Genomic DNA, 16,825 nt, shown 5'->3' on the forward strand with positions numbered 1-16,825 from the left:
CAACGGCCTCCCCGGCGTCGCGTCCACCCCTGTCGGCCCTGCGGGCAGTGCACCCGCGCAACACGAAGGCACCACCATGGCTGAAGATCCGCCCAAGCCCGGCGGCCAGGAAGTCGAAGTCAAGGACAACGGTGCCGTGGTGGCGACCGGCGACGGGTCGGGTTCGTCCACATCGGACTACGACTCGTGGGGCTGGAAAGAGATCATGGCCCGCATCACCGGGTCGGCCGCGATCGGTGCCGAGGAGCGCTCCGAGCTGGGGGCGAGCGCCGCCTCGGACCCGCAGACGCTGTGGGACGCCGCGCTGAGCTTCCGCATGGTCAAGGAGATCCTCGCCTCCACGGGCAGGAGCATCGCCGAGCAGGCCAAGGCGCTGGGTGGCGAGGGCGGCCCGTGGCAGGGCGAGGCGTCCAAGGCCTTCATGGGGTTGATGGAGGAGTTCTCCAAGTCGTTCACCGCCCACGCCATGCAGATCGACGGCGGCGCGGCCCGGCTCGCCCCGGTGCCCGAACAGCTGTGGGCGGCGGGCAACTACCTCGCGTGGGCCATCAAGACGGTCCACGACATCGACCAGTTCTACGCCCGTGAAGCGCAGCGCATCGCCGCGATCAAGGGCGAGGACGTCATCATCGAGAGCGACAAGGGAAACCTCGTCCACATCAGCAAGTTCCCCGAGATCGTCAAGCTGCTCGACCGCGACATGCGGCAGGTGCTGAAGACCCTGGCGGCGGAGTACGAGAAGCAGGCCTACGACACCACGCTGACCACCATCCCGAAGCCGGACCCGTTGGGCGGTGGGCCCGACTCGAAGCCTCCCAAGATCAAGGTTCCGGAGATCAAGATCCCCGGCTTCAAGCCGCCGGACATCAAGGTTCCGCCACCGTCCAAGGTCCCGCCGCCGCCCAAGATCGAGGTCCCGCCGCCGCCCAAGTCCGAGATCCCGCCGCCGCCCAAGGGCAAGGTCCCGGAAGTCCCCGAGATCAAGACGCCGGAGATCCCCGAGGTCAAGTCCCCGGAGATTCCCGGCTTCAAGCCGTCGGACATGCCCGGTGGGAACGCCTTCGGCGGTGCCGGTGGTCCCGGGGACTTCTCCGCCACGCCACCGCCGGGCAAGTTCGACCCCGGCAGCCTCGGCGGTCCCGGTTCCGGACTCGGTGGCTCCGGCGCGGAGATCCCCAAGCCCGGCGAGTTCACCCCTGGAGCGGGCCCAGGCCAAGGCGGCCTCCCCGGCGGTGGAGGCGTGCCTTCGCCGAACTCGTTCAAACCGGGCGATTTCAACGCTTCCCAGCTTCCCGGCGGCAAGTCCGCCGGTGGGAACGTGCCGCCGCCCGACTTCAAGCCGGGTGAGTTCACCCCCGGCAACGGTCCCGGTGGCGGTGGCCTCCCCGGTGGTCAGGGAGCGGTTCCGCCGCCCGTCGGCTCGTTCGTGGGCTCCAAGCCGCCGGCGTCCGGTCGTGGCGGGAACACGCCTGTTCCCAACGTGCCCAAGCCCGGTGAGTTCAAGCCGGGTGACTTCAAGCCGGGCGAGTTCCCCGGTGGGAAGACGCCGCCCGGTGGCAAGGTCACGCCTCCTGGTGACTTCAAGCCCGGCGAGCTCAAGCCGGGTGAGCTCAAGCCCGGTGAGTTCAAGCCCGGTGACTTCAAGCCGGGAGAGTTCAAGCCCGGTGACTTCAAGCCGAGCGAGTTCCCCGGCGGCAAGGTGTCGCCCGGTGCTGGCCAAGGTGCGCCTCCGGCTGACTTCAAGCCGGGCGAGTTCAAACCGGGTGACTTCAAGCCCGGTGAGTTCAAGCCGGGCGAGGTGCCGAGCCCCCAGGACTGGACCGCGGGCAAGGGTTCGGGCGCGTCGAACGACGACCGCAACGCCCTCGGCGGCGGCGGTATGCCGATGATGCCGCCCGGTGCGCCTGGTGCGGGTACCGGTGGTGGTTCGGGTGCTGGGGAGCGTCCGGACGCCTCGGGGCTGATCGGTGGCGAGGTCAAGCCGTGGGAGGGCTCCAAGGCCCCCGGCCTGGGCGACCCGCACGGCGGCGTCCCCGAGCTGCCGTCGACTCCGGAGGAGTGGGCTTCGTCCCAGCACAACACTCCTTTGCTGCCCGGCGGCATGCCCGGTGCCGGCATGCCCGGTGGCGGTATGCCGATGATGCCGCCGGGTGCGCCTGGTGCGGGTACCGGTGGTGGTTCGGGTGCTGGGGAGCGTCCGGACGCCTCGGGGCTGATCGGTGGCGAGGTCAAGCCGTGGGAGGGCGTCGACGCTCCTGGTCTGGGTGAGCCGCAGGCGATCGGTCAGGTGGGGGGTAAGCCGGAGGAGTGGGCTTCGTCCCAGCACAACGGCTCTGCGATGCCCGGTGCCGGCATGCCCGGTGGCGGTATGCCGATGATGCCGCCGGGTGCGCCCGGTGCGGGCACTGGCGGTGGTTCGGGTGCTGGGGAGCGTCCGGACGCCTCGGGGCTGATCGGTGGCGAGGTCAAGCCGTGGGAGGGCGTCGAGCTGCCCGGTGTCGGTGAGCCGCAGGCCATCGGTCAGGTGGGGGGTAAGCCGGAGGAATGGGCTTCGTCCCAGCACAACGGCTCTGCGATGCCCGGTGCCGGCATGCCCGGTGGCGGTATGCCGATGATGCCGCCGGGTGCGCCTGGTGCGGGTACCGGTGGTGGTTCGGGTGCTGGGGAGCGTCCGGACGCCGCCGGGCTCATCGGCGGGGAGGCCAAGCCGTGGGAGGGCGTCGAGCCGCCCGGTGTCGGTGAGCCGAACACGCCCGGCCAGGAGAAGAGCACGCCGGAGCAGTGGAGTGCGGCACCGCAGGGCGCTGCTCAGCCTGGTGCCGGCTCGCCGATGATGCCGCCCATGCCGATGGCGCCCGGACAGGGTGGCGCGGCGGGTGGTGCCGGCGCGGCCGAACGCTCGGACGCGTCCGGTCTCGTGGACGGTGAGACGGCTCCGTGGGAGCACGCGTCCGCGGTGCCCACCGGTGATCCGGGTGGTGCGGAGGCGCCGCGTGGGCGGCCGGAGCCGTGGACGCAGGACGGGTCGGTGCCGCAGGTTCCGGCGCTCGACGTCCCCGCGGCCCACGGTCCGGGGTCGGAGGTCCTGGTGCCACAGGCTCCGGCGCCCGAGGTTCCTGCGGCACACGTTCCGGCGGCCGAGTCCCTGGTGCCACAGGCTCCGGCGGCCGGGAGCGTGGTGCCGCAGGTTCCGGCGCTCGACGTTCCGGCGGCTCACGTTCCGGCGTCCGAGGCCCAGGTGCCCCAAGCCCCTGCCTCCGAGCACCCGGTGGCGCAGCCCTCCGCGCCCGAGCCCCCGGCACTCCAGCCGTCTGCGTCCCAGGCGGCGGCGCCCCAGCCCCCGGCGCCTCAGGTACCGGTGCTGCCGATCATCCCGGCGATCCCGCCGGTCCCGGTGGCTCCGGCAACCCCGGCGGCCCAGGCGGCCCCGGCGGCCCCGGCGGCCCCGGCAGGCCCGGGGGAGAGGCGCCGCGAAGACGCCCTCGTGGGCGTGCCGTTGCCCATCACCGACACCCCGGCCGGAGCACCACTGACCGAGCCGCTGATCGCCCCGTTCGACGACGACCGCGTGGCGCTCGTCCACGCCGGCGGGGAAGAGGACTTCAGCGCGTGGGACGCCGGTGCGTCGGGTGGGTTGCCCTGGCTGCCCACCGCCGCCGCACTGCGGGAGGAGAGCGCGCCGGAGAAGCCCGACTACACGTTGCGCGACTCGACGGCGTGGGGGCACAGCGCGGGACGCGAGGGGGTTGTGCGGGTGCAGGAGGAGACGGCTGCGCGGCCGATCGAGATGTCGTCCTACCTGCCCCGGTTCGACCCGAACGTGTCGGGCCTGGGGTGCGCCGGTCTCGACGCCCCCGAGGACGAGGAGCCGGTGGACGACACCGACGACGAGCAGGACGGGGAGGACGAGCGCACGTCGGCTGACCTGCTCAAGCAGGACACCGGGGTGTGGGCGGACAGCGGCAGGAAGAAGGCGGCGCCGGGGGTGATCGAATGAGCACCGTCACGGCGAAGCGGGGGCCGCGTGCCGAAGGGCCCCCGATGCCGGAGGGTCAGGAGGAGCTGCAGGAACCACCGGTGATGCCCGAACCCGCCGTGCGGGACTTCAGCTCGGTGCTGATGTTCCTGCCCATGGCGCTCGGGCCGATCGCCATGATCCTGATCTTCTCCTCCATGGGATCGAGCGGCGGGTCGCCGTTCATCTTCATCATGGCCGGCGCGATGTCGATCGGCATGGTCGCGATGGCGATCAACCAGCTCTTCCGCAACGCGGGGGAGCGCAAGCGCAAGCTCGACGCGGAACGCCGCGACTACCTGCGCTACATCGGGCAGCTGCGGCGGCGGGCCAGGGAGACGAGCAACGAGCAGCGTGCGGCCGTCGCGTGGGACAACCCCGACCCGTCGTGGCTGTGGTCGGTCGCCACCGGGCCGCGGCTGTGGGAACGGCGGGGCAGCCACGACGACTTCGCCCGCGTGCGGATCGGGCTCGGCACCCAGCAGGCGGCCATGGAGTTCCTGCCGCCGTCGACCAAGCCGATCGAGGACCTCGAACCGCTGTCGGCGATCTCGCTGCGGCGCTTCAGCGAGACCTACCGGACCGTCACCGGCATTCCGATCTCGGTGGGGCTGCGCAGCTTCACGAGCATCGAGCTCGCCGGCGAACCGGACGCCGTCGTCGGCCTGGTGCGCGCGATGATCGGTCAGCTGGTCACCTTCCACGCGCCGGACGAGCTGCGGATCGCCGTGCTGACCGCGCCCTCGAACCAGGCGGACTGGGACTGGGTCAAGTGGCTGCCGCACCTCGCGCACCCCACCGCCCGCGACGCAGCCGGCCCGTTGCGGATGCTCACCTGCGACCACGACGAGCTGGTCGACCTGCTCGGCAAGGACGTCACGGACCGCGGCGACCACGACAAGTCCGTCCTGCCCGGTGTGGTGGAACCGTTCGTGGTGGTCGTCGCGCACCTGGCGTCGATCCCCGAGCACTCCCCGCTGCTCGGCCCCGGCCTGCGCAACACGGTGCTGCTCGACGCCACCGGCGCGCTGCCCGGTGGCGCGAAGGTGCTGCGGCTCACCTGCCGCGACGGCGAGGTCACCTACCCGGTGGGCGACGAGACCGGCACCGCACGGCACGACTCGTTCGGCGTGGTGCAGGCCGACGCCCTCGCCCGGCTGATCGCGCCGAAGCGCACCAGCGGCACGGTCGACGTCGTGGACCGTCCTTTCGAGACGGACTTCGAGCTGCCCTCGCTGCTGGGCATCCGCGACCTGCACACGTTCGACGTCAACGCGATGTGGCGGCAGAAGACGCCGCAGCGCGCCCGCCTCCAGGTGCCGATCGGCGTCACCGAGGACGGCGAGGTCGTGGAGATCGACCTCAAGGAGTCGGCGCAGGGCGGCATGGGACCGCACGGCATGCTGATCGGCGCCACCGGTTCCGGCAAGAGCGAGCTGCTGCGCACCCTGGTGTGCGGGCTCGCGGCCACGCACTCGTCGGAGACCCTGAACTTCGTCCTGGTGGACTTCAAGGGCGGCGCGACGTTCCTCAACATGGAGAAGCTGCCGCACACCTCCGCGGTGATCACCAACCTCGCCGACGAGCTCCCGCTGGTCGACCGCATGCAGGACTCGATCAACGGTGAGATGACGCGGCGCCAGGAGATCCTGCGCGAGAGCGGGTACTCGTCGCTGTTCGAGTACGAGAAGGCCCGCATGACCGGTGGCCAGCTGCCGCCGCTGCCGACGCTGCTCGTGATCGTCGACGAGTTCTCCGAGCTGCTGAGCGCCAAGCCGGAGTTCATGGACCTGTTCGTCTCGATCGGACGGTTGGGCCGCAGCCTCGGCGTGCACCTGCTGCTCGCCTCGCAACGCCTCGACGAGGGGCGGATCCACCGCGTCGAGGGCCACCTGTCCTACCGCATCGCGCTGCGCACCTTCTCCTCCATGGAGTCGCGCAGCGTCATCGGTGTCGCCGACGCCTACGAGCTGCCTCCCGGGCCGGGCAACGGGTACCTCAAGTTCGACACGACGACGTTGACGCGCTTCAAGGGCGCGTACGTGTCCGGTCCCTGCCTCACGAGCGCGCCCGAGCAGGGTGCGATCAGCGGTGAGGACCGCGCGGCGGGCGAGATCGTGCCGTTCTACACCCAGCCCAGCCCGCGCGTGCACGAGCTGCGGCAGAGCGAGCCCGCGGAACCGGAGGCCAAGCAGGAGAAGGCGGAGACGCCCGCGGAGGACGCCCCGAGCGTGGTGGAGGTGCTGATCGGCAGGCTCGCCGGTGCGGGACCCGCCGCCCGCCAGGTGTGGCTGCCGCCGCTGTCCGCGTCGCCGAGCCTCGACGCACTGCTGCCCAGCGTGGTGCCGCACCCCGAGCTCGGCATGTGCGTGGACGACCCCGGCACCCGAGGGCGCCTGCGGGTGCCCGTCGGCGTCGTCGACCTGCCCTACGAGCAGCTGCGCGAGCTGCTGGTGGCCGACCTGTCCGGAGCTGACGGCCACGTCGGTGTCGTCGGCGCTCCCATGAGCGGCAAGTCCGCGTTGCTGCGCACGCTGGTCCTCGGCCTGGCGCTGACCCACACCCCCGAGGAGGTCCAGTTCTACGGGCTCGACTTCGGTGGCGGCGGCATCATGTCGATCAGCGGTCTCCCGCACGTCGGTTCGGTCGCCACCCGCATGGAACGCGACCGCGTGGTGCGCACCCTCGAAGAGGTCGTGCAGGTCATGGAGCTGCGCGAGGCGGCGTTCGCCGAGCACGGCTTCGAGTCGATGGCCGACTACCGCGCCGCACGGCGAGCCGGACGGGTCGAGGACGCGCACGGCGAGGTGTTCCTGATCATCGACGGCTGGTTCACCCTGCGCCAGGACTTCGGCGACCTGGAGACGAAGCTGACCGAGATCGCCGCCCGTGGCCTCTCCTTCGGAGTCCACCTGGTGGTGTCCTCGACGCGCTGGTCGGAGATCCGGCCGTGGCTGCGCGACGTGCTGGGCACGCGGTTCGAGCTGCGCCTCGGCGACTCGATGGAGTCGGAGGTGCAGAGCCGCAAGGCCGCCACCGTGCCGAACCAGCCCGGTCGCGGTCTGACCAGCTCCGGTTTCCACTTCCTCGCCGCCCTGCCGCGGCTGGACGGGTCCTCGGCGACCGAGGACCTGGCGAGCGCCACCAAGTCGTTCGTGGAGGAGGTCCGCACCTTCTGGCCGGGCCGCAGCGCGCCCGGTGTGCGGCTGCTGCCGACCCGGCTGCCGATCGTCGACCTGCCGAAGCCGCAGAACGGCGGCCTGAAGGTGTGCCTGGGCCTCGACGAACAGCGCCTGAACCCGGTGTGGCACGACTTCAACGCCATCCCGCACCTGTTCGTGATGGGCGACGCGGAGACCGGCAAGACCAACGCGCTGCGGCTGGTGATCCGGTCGATCGTCGAGGGCTTCCCGCCGGGTGAGGCCAAGATCCTCGTCGCGGACTCGCGCCGCGACCTCGACGACATGGTGCCGGACGAGTACAGGATCGGCCACGTGGTCAGCTCGGACGCGCTGACCGAGCTCGCGACCAAGGCCGCCGTGTCGCTGCACAAGCGGGTACCGGGCCCGGACATCTCGTCCGAGCAGCTGCGCCGGCGCGACTGGTGGGAGGGACCGCAGCTGTTCGTGGTCGTCGACGACTACGAGCTGATGACCTCGGGCACCGGCATGGGCACCCCGCTCGACACGCTGCTGCCGTTGCTGGCGCAGGGCGTCCACATCGGGTTCCACCTGATCGTCGCGCGCAGCAGCGCGAACGCCCTGCGCGGCATGATGGACCCGGTCATGCGCCGGCTGTGGGAGCTCGGTTCGCCCGCGCTGCTCTTCTCCTACCCCAAGGAGGAGGGGAAGTTCCTCGGCGAGGCCGCTCCGCGCACCCTCCCGCAGGGCCGCGCCCAGCTGGTGACGCGACGCGGCGTCAAGTTGATCCAGACCGGTCTCGTGCCGGTCGACAAGTCGCAGGACGAGCCGGCCGGTGTCGGCGCGTTCGCGCGGAACGAGGGCATGTGACGACGACCTCCGAACTCTGTCGCATCACCGTGCACGGTCCCAGCGGCAAGGCCGACCTCTCCGTGCCGGTCTCGACGACGGTGGCGGTGCTGCTGCCGACGCTGGTGCGGCACGTGGTGCGCGACCACGACCGGGGTCACGAGGGTGAGCTGTACGGCTCGTGGGTGCTGCAACGGCTCGGCGGCGCCCCGTTCGACCCGGAGGGCACGCCGGAGACGCTGGACTGGCTCGACGGTGAGCAGTTCCACCTCTCCCGCGCCGAGGACCCGTTGCCGGAGCTGGACTTCGACGACGTGGCCGAGGGCATGGCCACGGCGGTGAACCGGCAGGGCAACCGCTGGAACGAGGCGGTGAACCGGAAGCTGTTCCTCAGCCTGAGCGGGTTCGTGCTCCTCGCCATCGCCGTCTCGCTGTTCGAGAACGCGAGCGCGGTCGCGGCGACGATCACGGCCGGTGTCCTGGCGCTGGTGCTGTGCCTGGCCTCCGTGCTCGTCGCGCGCACGATCGGGGACGGCGTGCTCGCCGGGCTGGTCGGGGTGGCGGGCTGCGGGTACGCCGGACTGGCCGGCCTGATCGGTGTCGCCGGCGTGGACGGGGCGCTCGCCCTGGACCCGCACGGGGTGCTGATCTGCGGCGTCGTGCTCATGGCCACGTCGGTGGTGTTGCTGGTGGTGCAACGGCTGCTCGCACCGAAGCTGCCGATCGTCCCGTTCGGGTGCGCGGCGGTCGCGGGCATCGCGATGGTGCTGACGGTGTGGCTGCACCTCGGGCTGGAGCTGACCCGCCTGCAGATCGCGGCGTCGTTGATGAGCGCCTTCTTCGCACTGCTGCTGTTCGCGCCGAAGCTCGCGACGAGGGTCGCCCGGTTGCGCGGCCCGCAGCTGCCCCGCAACGCCGACGAGATGAAGATCGACGTCGAGCCCATGCCCGCGGCGCAGGTGATCGAGCAGACCGGGACCGCCGACCGCTACCTGAGCGTGCTCGCGACGGGGGCGTCCGCGGTGCTCGCCGTCGGGTTCGTCTACCTCGTGGCGGACCCCGGCTGGCTCGACTACACGCTGAGCGGGCTCTTCGCGGCACTGGTGCTGCTGCGCTCCCGCGAGTTCCTGAACGTCGGCCAGCGCACGTCCCTCGCGCTGGCCGGCACCTGGGGCGCGGTGCTGCCCGCTCTGCACATGTTGTCCGGGATGAGCGACCTGGAACGCCTCTTCGGCGTGCTGATGCTGTTCGCCGCCGCTCTGCTGCTCGTGCTGGCGGCGCTGCGCCCGTCCTACCGCCGGGTGCTGCCGATCTGGCCGCACCTGAGCGACGTCGTGGAGAACCTGCTCTGCCTCGCGCTGGTGCCGTTCGTCCTGCACGCACTGGGCCTCTTCGCCTGGGCCCGCGGACTGGCGGGGTGAGCGGTGCAGACCAAGAAGGACCACGTCCACGCCTACCAGACGCTCGTCGGCCGGATGAGCTCGGCGTTGTTGCTGGGGGACACCAACTACAGCGAGGCACCCGCGCGGCGCGCCCTCATGGGCCTGGTGTTCGGGGTGGTGCTGGCGCTGCTGATCGGCGTGGCGTTCTGGGTGTACGGCCTGATCAACCCCGGCGGCAACATGGCGTGGAAGAAGCCCAACGCCATCCTCGTGGAGAAGGAGAGCGGCGCGCGGTTCGTTTACGAGCGGGGACAGCTCGTGCCCGTGCTCAACCACGCGTCCGCGATGCTCCTCAAGGGTGCCGGTGCCAAGGTCGAGTCCATCTCGCGGGCGTCGCTCGCCGCTCTGGAACGCGGCCAGCCGGTCGGCATCCCCGACGCGCCCGACCCGGTGCCCCCGGCCTCCTCGCTGGTGGCCGGGCACTGGCTGCTGTGCCTGCCGCGCAGCGCCGGCGTCGAGGTGGAGGGCACCGGTCTGATGAGCATGACCGTCGACCCCGACGTGCCCTCGGCTCCCGTCGCCGGGACCGAGTACCTCTGGGTGGCGTCCGCCGAGGGCCAGCAGTACGTGGTGTGGGGCAACCGGAAGCTGCGGCTCACCGACCCGCTCGTCCCCCTGGCGCTCGGGCTCGGCGGGGGCAAGCCGCCCGTCGCGCCGCCCGTGTGGCTCTCCGCGCTGCCGGACGGCCCCGAAGTGGGACCGGCGGTCATTCCCCAGCAGGGCAAGAAGAACGTGGACGTCGGGGGTGTCGCGCGGCCGGTCGGCACGGTGTTCCGGCACGTGGCCGGCAACGGCGTCGAGAACTTCTCCGTCCTGCGCGAGGACGGCCTGGCCCCGGTGTCGCGCACCGAGGCCGTGCTGCTGCAGGCCAAGAACGGCGGCGCCGCCGTCGAGATCGGGTCCGAGGCGCTGGCGAGCGCACCGCACTCGGACGACGACTCGCTCGTGAAGCGCGTTCCCGACCTGCTGGCCGCGAAGCCGGTTCCCGCAGGGGAGCGCGCGTTCTGCCTGCGCCAGCAACCCGACGGCGCGGAGGTCGTGAGCCAGGCCGTCACGGTCGACCGCGCGGACGCGGGGTTCGGCATGAACGAACGGGTCGGGGTGCGCGCGAAGCCCGGCACCGGGGTGCTCGCCGCGTCGGTGCCCGCCCCGAAGGGTGCCGGTGCGAAGCCCGACCGCTACCTCATCACCGATCGCGGCCTGAAGTACCGGCTGGCCGACGACGACAGCATCAGCGCACTCGGGTTCGGCGGTGTCGCACCGGTACCGGTCGCCGCCGGGGTGCTGGCGCAGATTCCCAGCGGTCCGGGCCTCAGCCGGGCCGCCGTGGGCGTGAGTGGGAAAGGACGTGGCTGAGTGAGCCTGCTGACCAGGAGGCCGGATCACCGCGGTGGTGACCGGGACATGACCAGTCACACGATCGGCAACGCCCTCGTGGTGCACCCGCGCGATGTCCTGCGCGACGAGGTCCGCGACATGGCGCTGAACCTCGCCGCCGACCCCGACCACGAGCTCGTCGTGGTCGACCTGCCACCGTCGAGCACGTTCACGACGTGGGAGTCCGCGGCGAAGCTGTTGCCCCGCAAGCGACGTGGCGTGCGGCTCGTCATCGGTGGCCGCACCAGGGAGACGACGGTGCTCGCGGGCCAGTGGTTCTCCGAGCGGCTCGGCCGCACCGTCATCGCACCCGACGGCACGGTGATGCCGGGCGTCGGCGGCTCGCTCTTCGTCGACGCGGGCTGGGGCACCGGGTGGGTGCGGTTCCAGCCGGGCAAGCCCCCCAAGCGGGACGGCAAGCGCTTCCCCAGGCCCACCTGGGAGACCGTGTCCGCGCTCGCCGAAGTCATGCCGACCAGCGCGAGCGCGGTGAGCGAGCCGTTGCCCGGCGGGGTGTGGCTGCGTCCGCGCGGGTCGGAGAGCCTGCTGATGCAGCACCGGCAGCGGCTGATCGAGACCATGCCGTGCCAGCCCGACGTCTGCACGATCGTGCTGGGCTGCCCCGGCGCCCCTCCGATCACGCTCTACGACATCACCCGGTTCTGGAGCTGGCTGCCCCAGGACCTGCGGGCCAAGCTGCGCGTGGTCAGGTTCGGCCCGATGACGCTGCCCGACAGCGGCCCGTACGGCCAGCACGTCGCCGACGCGCTGGGCGAGCAGATCACCTGCTACAACGGTCTGCCGGTCGGGTCGCGCACCGATCCCCGCATCGTGACCCTGCGCTCCGACGGCACGCCGGGCTGGCAGCCGTTCGCGCTGGAGGTGGCCTACTTCCCCGCCCAGCAGGGGCAGGCCGCACCGCTGCCGGCCCTGCTGAGCTACCGGGACCCGCTGTTCGGCATCGAGGAGGTCGAACCGGCCGTCTACCGGTACACCCAGGACGTGCTGCTGGAGGTCGTCCCCGCGGGGCTCTGGGTGCGCCTGGAGCAGGAGGTCGCCCACGCTCCGGCGGTCAGGACGGCCGAACCGGACGGCGAGCGGCACCTGGTGCTGTTCGAGGAGGGCGTCGACGCGGTGGCACCGGAGGTGCGGCGCGTGGCCCAGGACCTGCTGGGCAGGCTCGACTCGCAGACGCGCCGGGTGAGCGAGCTGGTGCCCGCACTGGCGGTCGCGCGGCAGCGCAACCAGGTCGGCGGCAAGGCGTGGGGCGTCGTGGAACAGCAGCCGGCCGAGCCGGTCGCCGCTCCGGTGCTGACCCCGACCACCGAGGTCGCGCCGCTGCCGCTGCCGGTGGCCGAGCCCGCTGTCCCGTCGCTGCCGGCCCCCGCACCGCACCTGCCGCGCGAGTTCACCACGGCGCCGACCGACGCGCCGTTCGCCCTGGAGCCGTCGTTCGAGACGGCGACGGTCCGCCTGGAGAACGGGCAGCTGGTCGCGGACCCGCTGCCGGCGCAGTCGCCGCTGGTCTCCGAGTCGGCGCCAGCGCCGGCGCCTCCCGCGCCAGTGCTGGACTTCGGACCGGTCTCCGCGCCTCCGGCGAGCACGCCACCGCTGCTCCCGCCCTCGGCACCCGATCTGACCGTCGCCGAACCCGCTGCTGCTCCGCCACCGGAGCGTCCGGCCGAACCCGCGGTCACCGAACCCGCGGTCACCGCGCCTGCCGCGATCCCGGCCGAGGAACCGCCTGCGGCAGAAGAACCGGCACCGCCGCAGGCCGCGGCACGCCCGGTGGTGACGGTCGTGCAACCGACCCCGGCGGCCGCCGCGGCGGCGCTCGTTCCGCAGCGCGGGCTGGAGGAGGAACGGGGCTGGCTGCGCCGCACGCTCAGCCAGGAGTACGCGGCCGTGGCCAACTCCGTGAACCGCGTGCTGTCGGAGCACCCGGGGTTCCAGGGCGCGATCGAGCGGTCGTCCGGCGCGGTGCTGACCGACGCCGTCGCGATCCGGCTGTACCTGTCGCCCAGCGGTGACGGCCTCGACCAGTCCCTGCGCTCGGGCGGGGTCGGCCCGCACGTGCCGTTCGCGCGCTGCGTCGTGTCGGGGCTGAGCAGGCTGCCGTCGCACCGGGGACCGGCGGTGTTCTCCACCTCCCTGACCGAGCAGGAGCTCGACTTCTACGGCGGTCGCAAGCTCGTCACGGAGTGGGGCTTCATCAACGCGTTGAGCGCGCCCTGTGCGCGCCAGTCCGAGCAGAACGACGTCGACGTGCTCGTCTGGTCGATGACGGCCCGGCGGACGAAGCTGCTGGAACCGGACGTCGACGCCGTCGCCGACCGCGTGCTCTTCGTGCCGGGGACGAGTTTCAAGGTGCTGGAGCTGACCCCTCCCGCTGACGGTGCGCGCGGCCGGTTGCTGCTGCGCGAGCTCGCCGCCGGCGAGATCGACCCGACGGGCAAGGTCGACCGCAACCGCGAGGCGCTCGACGAGCTGGCGCTCAACTCGTTGCGGCGGTGCGTGCAGACCTGGGGGGCGGGCACGCAGGAGGCACGGGTCCCCGAGTCGTCGCTGGCGCGCTTCGTCCAGCGGCCGGGGCTCACCAGGACCACGACCCACGAGGAGAGCTGATGAACCGGCAACTTCTGGTGGTCGCCACCGACCGGCCGGGCGCCTACCCGACGATCGGCGCCGCGCTGCGGGAAGCCCGCGACGGCGCGACCATCAGCGTCCTGCCCGGCCGTTACGAGGAGAACCTCGTCATCGAGCGGATGGTCACCATCACCGCCGAGGACGGAGCCGGCACGGTGGAGCTCGTCGCCCAGACCGGCAGCGTCGCGGTCGTGGCCGCCGCGGCGGCCCAGTTCTCCGGCCTGGTGGTCACGTGCACCGACTCCGGTGTGCCGGCCGTCGACATCCGGGCCGGCGAGGTCGCGCTGAACGACTGCCGGGTCTCGGCGTCCTCGTGGGCGGTGCTCGTGCAGGGGCGGGGGAGCCTGGTCCTGCGCGGGTGCGCCATCACCAGCACCGGTGGCGCGGGCATCGTCGTCACGTCGAGCGTGCTCAGCACGGTCGAGGACACCGAGGTGGTCGGCAACGCCTCGTCCGGCGTCGTGGTCACCGAGGACGGCAACCTCGTGCTGCGCCGGGTCGCCGTGCGCAAGGCCGGTGGCAACGGCATCTGCGCCAACGGCCGCGCACGGCTGGTCGTCGAGGACTGCGAGATCGTCGAGGCGGACAAGCCCGCGCTCGTCGTGGAGCAGGAGGCGAACGCGGACGTCCGGGGCGTCAAGATCAGCCAGAGCGCGAGCCTCGACCTCTACGTGCGCAGCACCGGCGACGTCACCGTCACCGACTCCGTGTTCACCGGCGCGGGCGTGCAGTCCGCGCACATCGCGGGCGGTGCCTCCCCCCGGTTGCGGGGCTGCCACTTCACCTCGGCCGGCCGCAACGCCGTCTACGTCACCGGCGGGGCCTCACCCCGGTTCGACGACTGCCGCGTCGGCGCCAGCCCGGTCGGGGTGGTCGTCGACACGGCGTCCAAGGCCGTGTTCGGCAAGCTCACCGTCGAGGGCAGCGACCGCGGCGCCGTGCTGGTCGACTCCGGGTCCACGGTGGAGCTCAAGGGCTTCCGCACCACCCCGGCGAGCGGTCCCGCCGTCCTGGTGAAGGGCCAGTCCCGGCTGGTGCTCGCCGACGCCGTGATCGACGTCGGTGACGCGGCGGGCATCTCGCTGGCGGAGTCGGCGCAGGCCGAGGTGACGGACGTGCGCGTCACCGGGTCCGCGGAGCACCTGGTCACCGTGCTGAGCGGAGCACGGGGCGAGTTCGCCTCCACCCTGGTCCGCGGCGGCGGTGTCCACGCGAACGACGCCTCGCTGTCCATGAAGGACAGCGAGGTGGTCGCGGCGGCGGGAGACGGCCTCAGCGCCGGTGCGGGCAGCGTCCTGCAGGCGGTGCGGTGCCGGGTGAGGTCCGCCCGGCGGCACGGCGTGCACCTGCTCAGCGGCGCGCGGGGAGAGGTGCGCGGGTGCGAGATCACCGACAGCGCGGGCGACGGCGTCCTGCTGGACACCGAGGAGGCGGTGACCGTCGCGGACTGCACCGTCACCGGCAGCGGTGGCAGCCCGGTGCGCCGCGCGGTCGAGCACGAACGGCTGTCCGTCACGGGGATCATCACCGGTGAGCAGGCCTCCCAGCGGCCCGCGCAGCCCGCGGCTCCCGCGCCCAGGCCGGCCGCGCCGGAACACCCCTCCGGCACCGCGTCCCCGGCGTCGTCCGCGCTCGGCGGTGCGATGGGCGCCGAGCTGGACGGCCCGCTGGCCGAGCTCGACTCGCTGATCGGCCTGGACGGCGTGAAGCACGAGGTGCTCGGTCTGATCAACCTCATCAAGATGTCCCAGCGGCGGCAGCAGATGGGCCTGCCGATGCCGCCCATGAGCCGCCACCTGGTCTTCGCCGGCCCTCCCGGCACGGGCAAGACGACGGTCGCACGGCTCTACGGCTCCGTCCTCGCGGAGCTCGGCATCCTCGCCAAGGGACACATGATCGAGGTCGCCAGGGCCGACCTGGTGGCCCAGTACATCGGTGCGACGGCCATCAAGACGGCCGAGGTCGTCACGAAGGCGATGGGCGGCGTCCTGTTCATCGACGAGGCCTACACCCTGTCGAGCGGGTCGGGCGGCAGCGGCCCCGACTTCGGTCAGGAGGCCATCGACACGCTGATGAAGATGATGGAGGACCACCGCGACGAGATCGTGGTGATCGTGGCGGGCTACTCCGAGCTGATGGAGCAGTTCCTCGCCTCCAACCCCGGTCTGGCGTCCCGCTTCTCCCGCACCATCGAGTTCCCCAACTACAGCGTCGACGAGCTCGTCACGATCACCACCAACCTGTGCCGCAAGCACTACTACGAGCTGACCGACGACGCGGTCGACGCGCTCACCGACTACTTCGAGCGCGTGCCCAAGAACGACACGTTCGGCAACGGCCGCGTGGCCCGCAAGCTGTTCGAGTCGATGGTGAACAACCAGGCGTCCCGGCTCGCGCTGGCCCCACCGGACAAGGACACCGAGCTGAACCGGCTCACCGGCCAGGACCTCGCCGCCGAGGTCACCGCGCTCGGCGAGGTGGCGCCCAGGACCGCGGGACCGGACTCGGCCACGAACCCCGTCGCCGCAGTGGAGGCGACGCTCGGCTGGCAACGCGTCGTCGCGATGTCCGGGCTCACCGGCGTCCGCGAAGCCCTGGGCCGCACCCTGGTGCAGCTGTGCGGGCTCAAGGCGCGCAACAAGGGCGTCGGCCGGCACGCGAACGTGGTGCTGTCGGGCAGCAAGGGCATGGGACGGCGCGCGGTGGCCGCGCACTACGCGCAGGCGCTGGCGGAGCTGCGGCTGGTCGACTCCGGTCACGTGACGCGGCTGTCGCTCGGCACGGACCTGTGCCCGCGCTGGCCCGGACAGGCGATGAGCCTGATGGCCACGGCCTTCGACGACGCGCGCGGCGGTGTCCTGCTGCTCGACGTGGACGACGAGTGGGCCGCCGACTCGGCGGAACGCCGCATCGAGGTGCTGGAAGCCTTGGTCGAGGTGACCCGGCGCAACCCGGCCGGACCCGTCGTCCTGCTCAGCGGTGAGGACCTCGCGCTGGCCCGTCTGCTGGAGTTCTCCTCCGAGCTGAGCGGGTGCTTCGCGCAGCGGTGGGACTTCGAGGACTACGACGTGGACCAGCTGGCGGCACTGGTCGTGCGCCACCTGACCCGCCGCGGGCACGAGGTGCCCGAGGAGGTGACGACCGCACTGCGCGACCTCCTGCCGCACACCCGCGGCCGGACGGCCAGGGACGTGCACCGGCTCGCACAGCGGCTCGCCACCACGGCGGCCTCCCGCACCCTCACCGCCGCCGATCTCGAACTGCTCATGAGGAGCGGGACGCCGCGGGTCGCCGCGGAGGAGGGGCTGGCCTCCGTGGGCTGAGCAGCCAACGCGACCAGCGGTTCCAGCCCGGGC

The 16,825-nt window shown here is 72.3% G+C and carries 6 protein-coding genes; all 6 read left to right on the forward strand.

The features are described from left to right. Nucleotides 1-76: 76 nt before the first annotated feature. The 6 genes from ACZ7CH_RS37440 to ACZ7CH_RS37465 are packed head-to-tail and all read left to right on the forward strand — an operon-like array spanning nucleotide 77 to nucleotide 16,792. Entirely contained in the window at nucleotides 77-3,997 is a 3,921-nt protein-coding gene (locus ACZ7CH_RS37440; protein ID WP_470376093.1) for a WXG100 family type VII secretion target, read from the forward strand. Continuing rightward, entirely contained in the window at nucleotides 3,994-8,025 is a 4,032-nt protein-coding gene (eccCa, locus tag ACZ7CH_RS37445) for a type VII secretion protein EccCa (protein ID WP_360388245.1), read from the forward strand. Before ACZ7CH_RS37440 ends, eccCa begins: the two co-directional genes overlap by 4 nt. Beyond that, nucleotides 8,022-9,425 (forward strand): type VII secretion integral membrane protein EccD, encoded by a 1,404-nt coding sequence (gene eccD / locus ACZ7CH_RS37450; RefSeq protein WP_470376094.1) that lies wholly within the window; start codon nucleotides 8,022-8,024, stop codon nucleotides 9,423-9,425. The genes eccCa and eccD overlap by 4 nt, the downstream gene beginning before the upstream one ends. A gap of 3 nt (nucleotides 9,426-9,428) precedes the next feature. Beyond that, entirely contained in the window at nucleotides 9,429-10,802 is a 1,374-nt protein-coding gene (eccB, locus tag ACZ7CH_RS37455; RefSeq protein ID WP_470376095.1) for a type VII secretion protein EccB, read from the forward strand. A 48-nt stretch (nucleotides 10,803-10,850) separates the two neighbouring features. Continuing rightward, nucleotides 10,851-13,448 (forward strand): hypothetical protein, encoded by a 2,598-nt coding sequence (locus tag ACZ7CH_RS37460; protein ID WP_470376096.1) that lies wholly within the window; start codon nucleotides 10,851-10,853, stop codon nucleotides 13,446-13,448. Next, nucleotides 13,448-16,792 carry a right-handed parallel beta-helix repeat-containing protein gene (locus ACZ7CH_RS37465; RefSeq protein WP_470376097.1) on the forward strand — a complete coding sequence of 1,115 codons (3,345 nt, stop codon included), beginning with the start codon at nucleotides 13,448-13,450 and terminating at the stop codon, nucleotides 16,790-16,792. The genes ACZ7CH_RS37460 and ACZ7CH_RS37465 overlap by 1 nt, the downstream gene beginning before the upstream one ends. The last annotated feature ends 33 nt before the right edge of the window (nucleotides 16,793-16,825 follow it).

Source organism: Lentzea sp. NPDC037011, from assembly GCF_055607425.1.

Bases quoted from the DNA above. Each gene is read 5' to 3' on its own strand.
- ACZ7CH_RS37440 (WP_470376093.1), top strand. From the start codon at position 77: ATGGCTGAAGATCCGCCCAAGCCCGGCGGCCAGGAAGTCGAAGTCAAG.
- eccCa (WP_360388245.1), top strand. From the start codon at position 3,994: ATGAGCACCGTCACGGCGAAGCGGGGGCCGCGTGCCGAAGGGCCCCCG.
- ACZ7CH_RS37460 (WP_470376096.1), top strand. From the start codon at position 10,851: ATGACCAGTCACACGATCGGCAACGCCCTCGTGGTGCACCCGCGCGAT.
- ACZ7CH_RS37465 (WP_470376097.1), top strand. From the start codon at position 13,448: ATGAACCGGCAACTTCTGGTGGTCGCCACCGACCGGCCGGGCGCCTAC.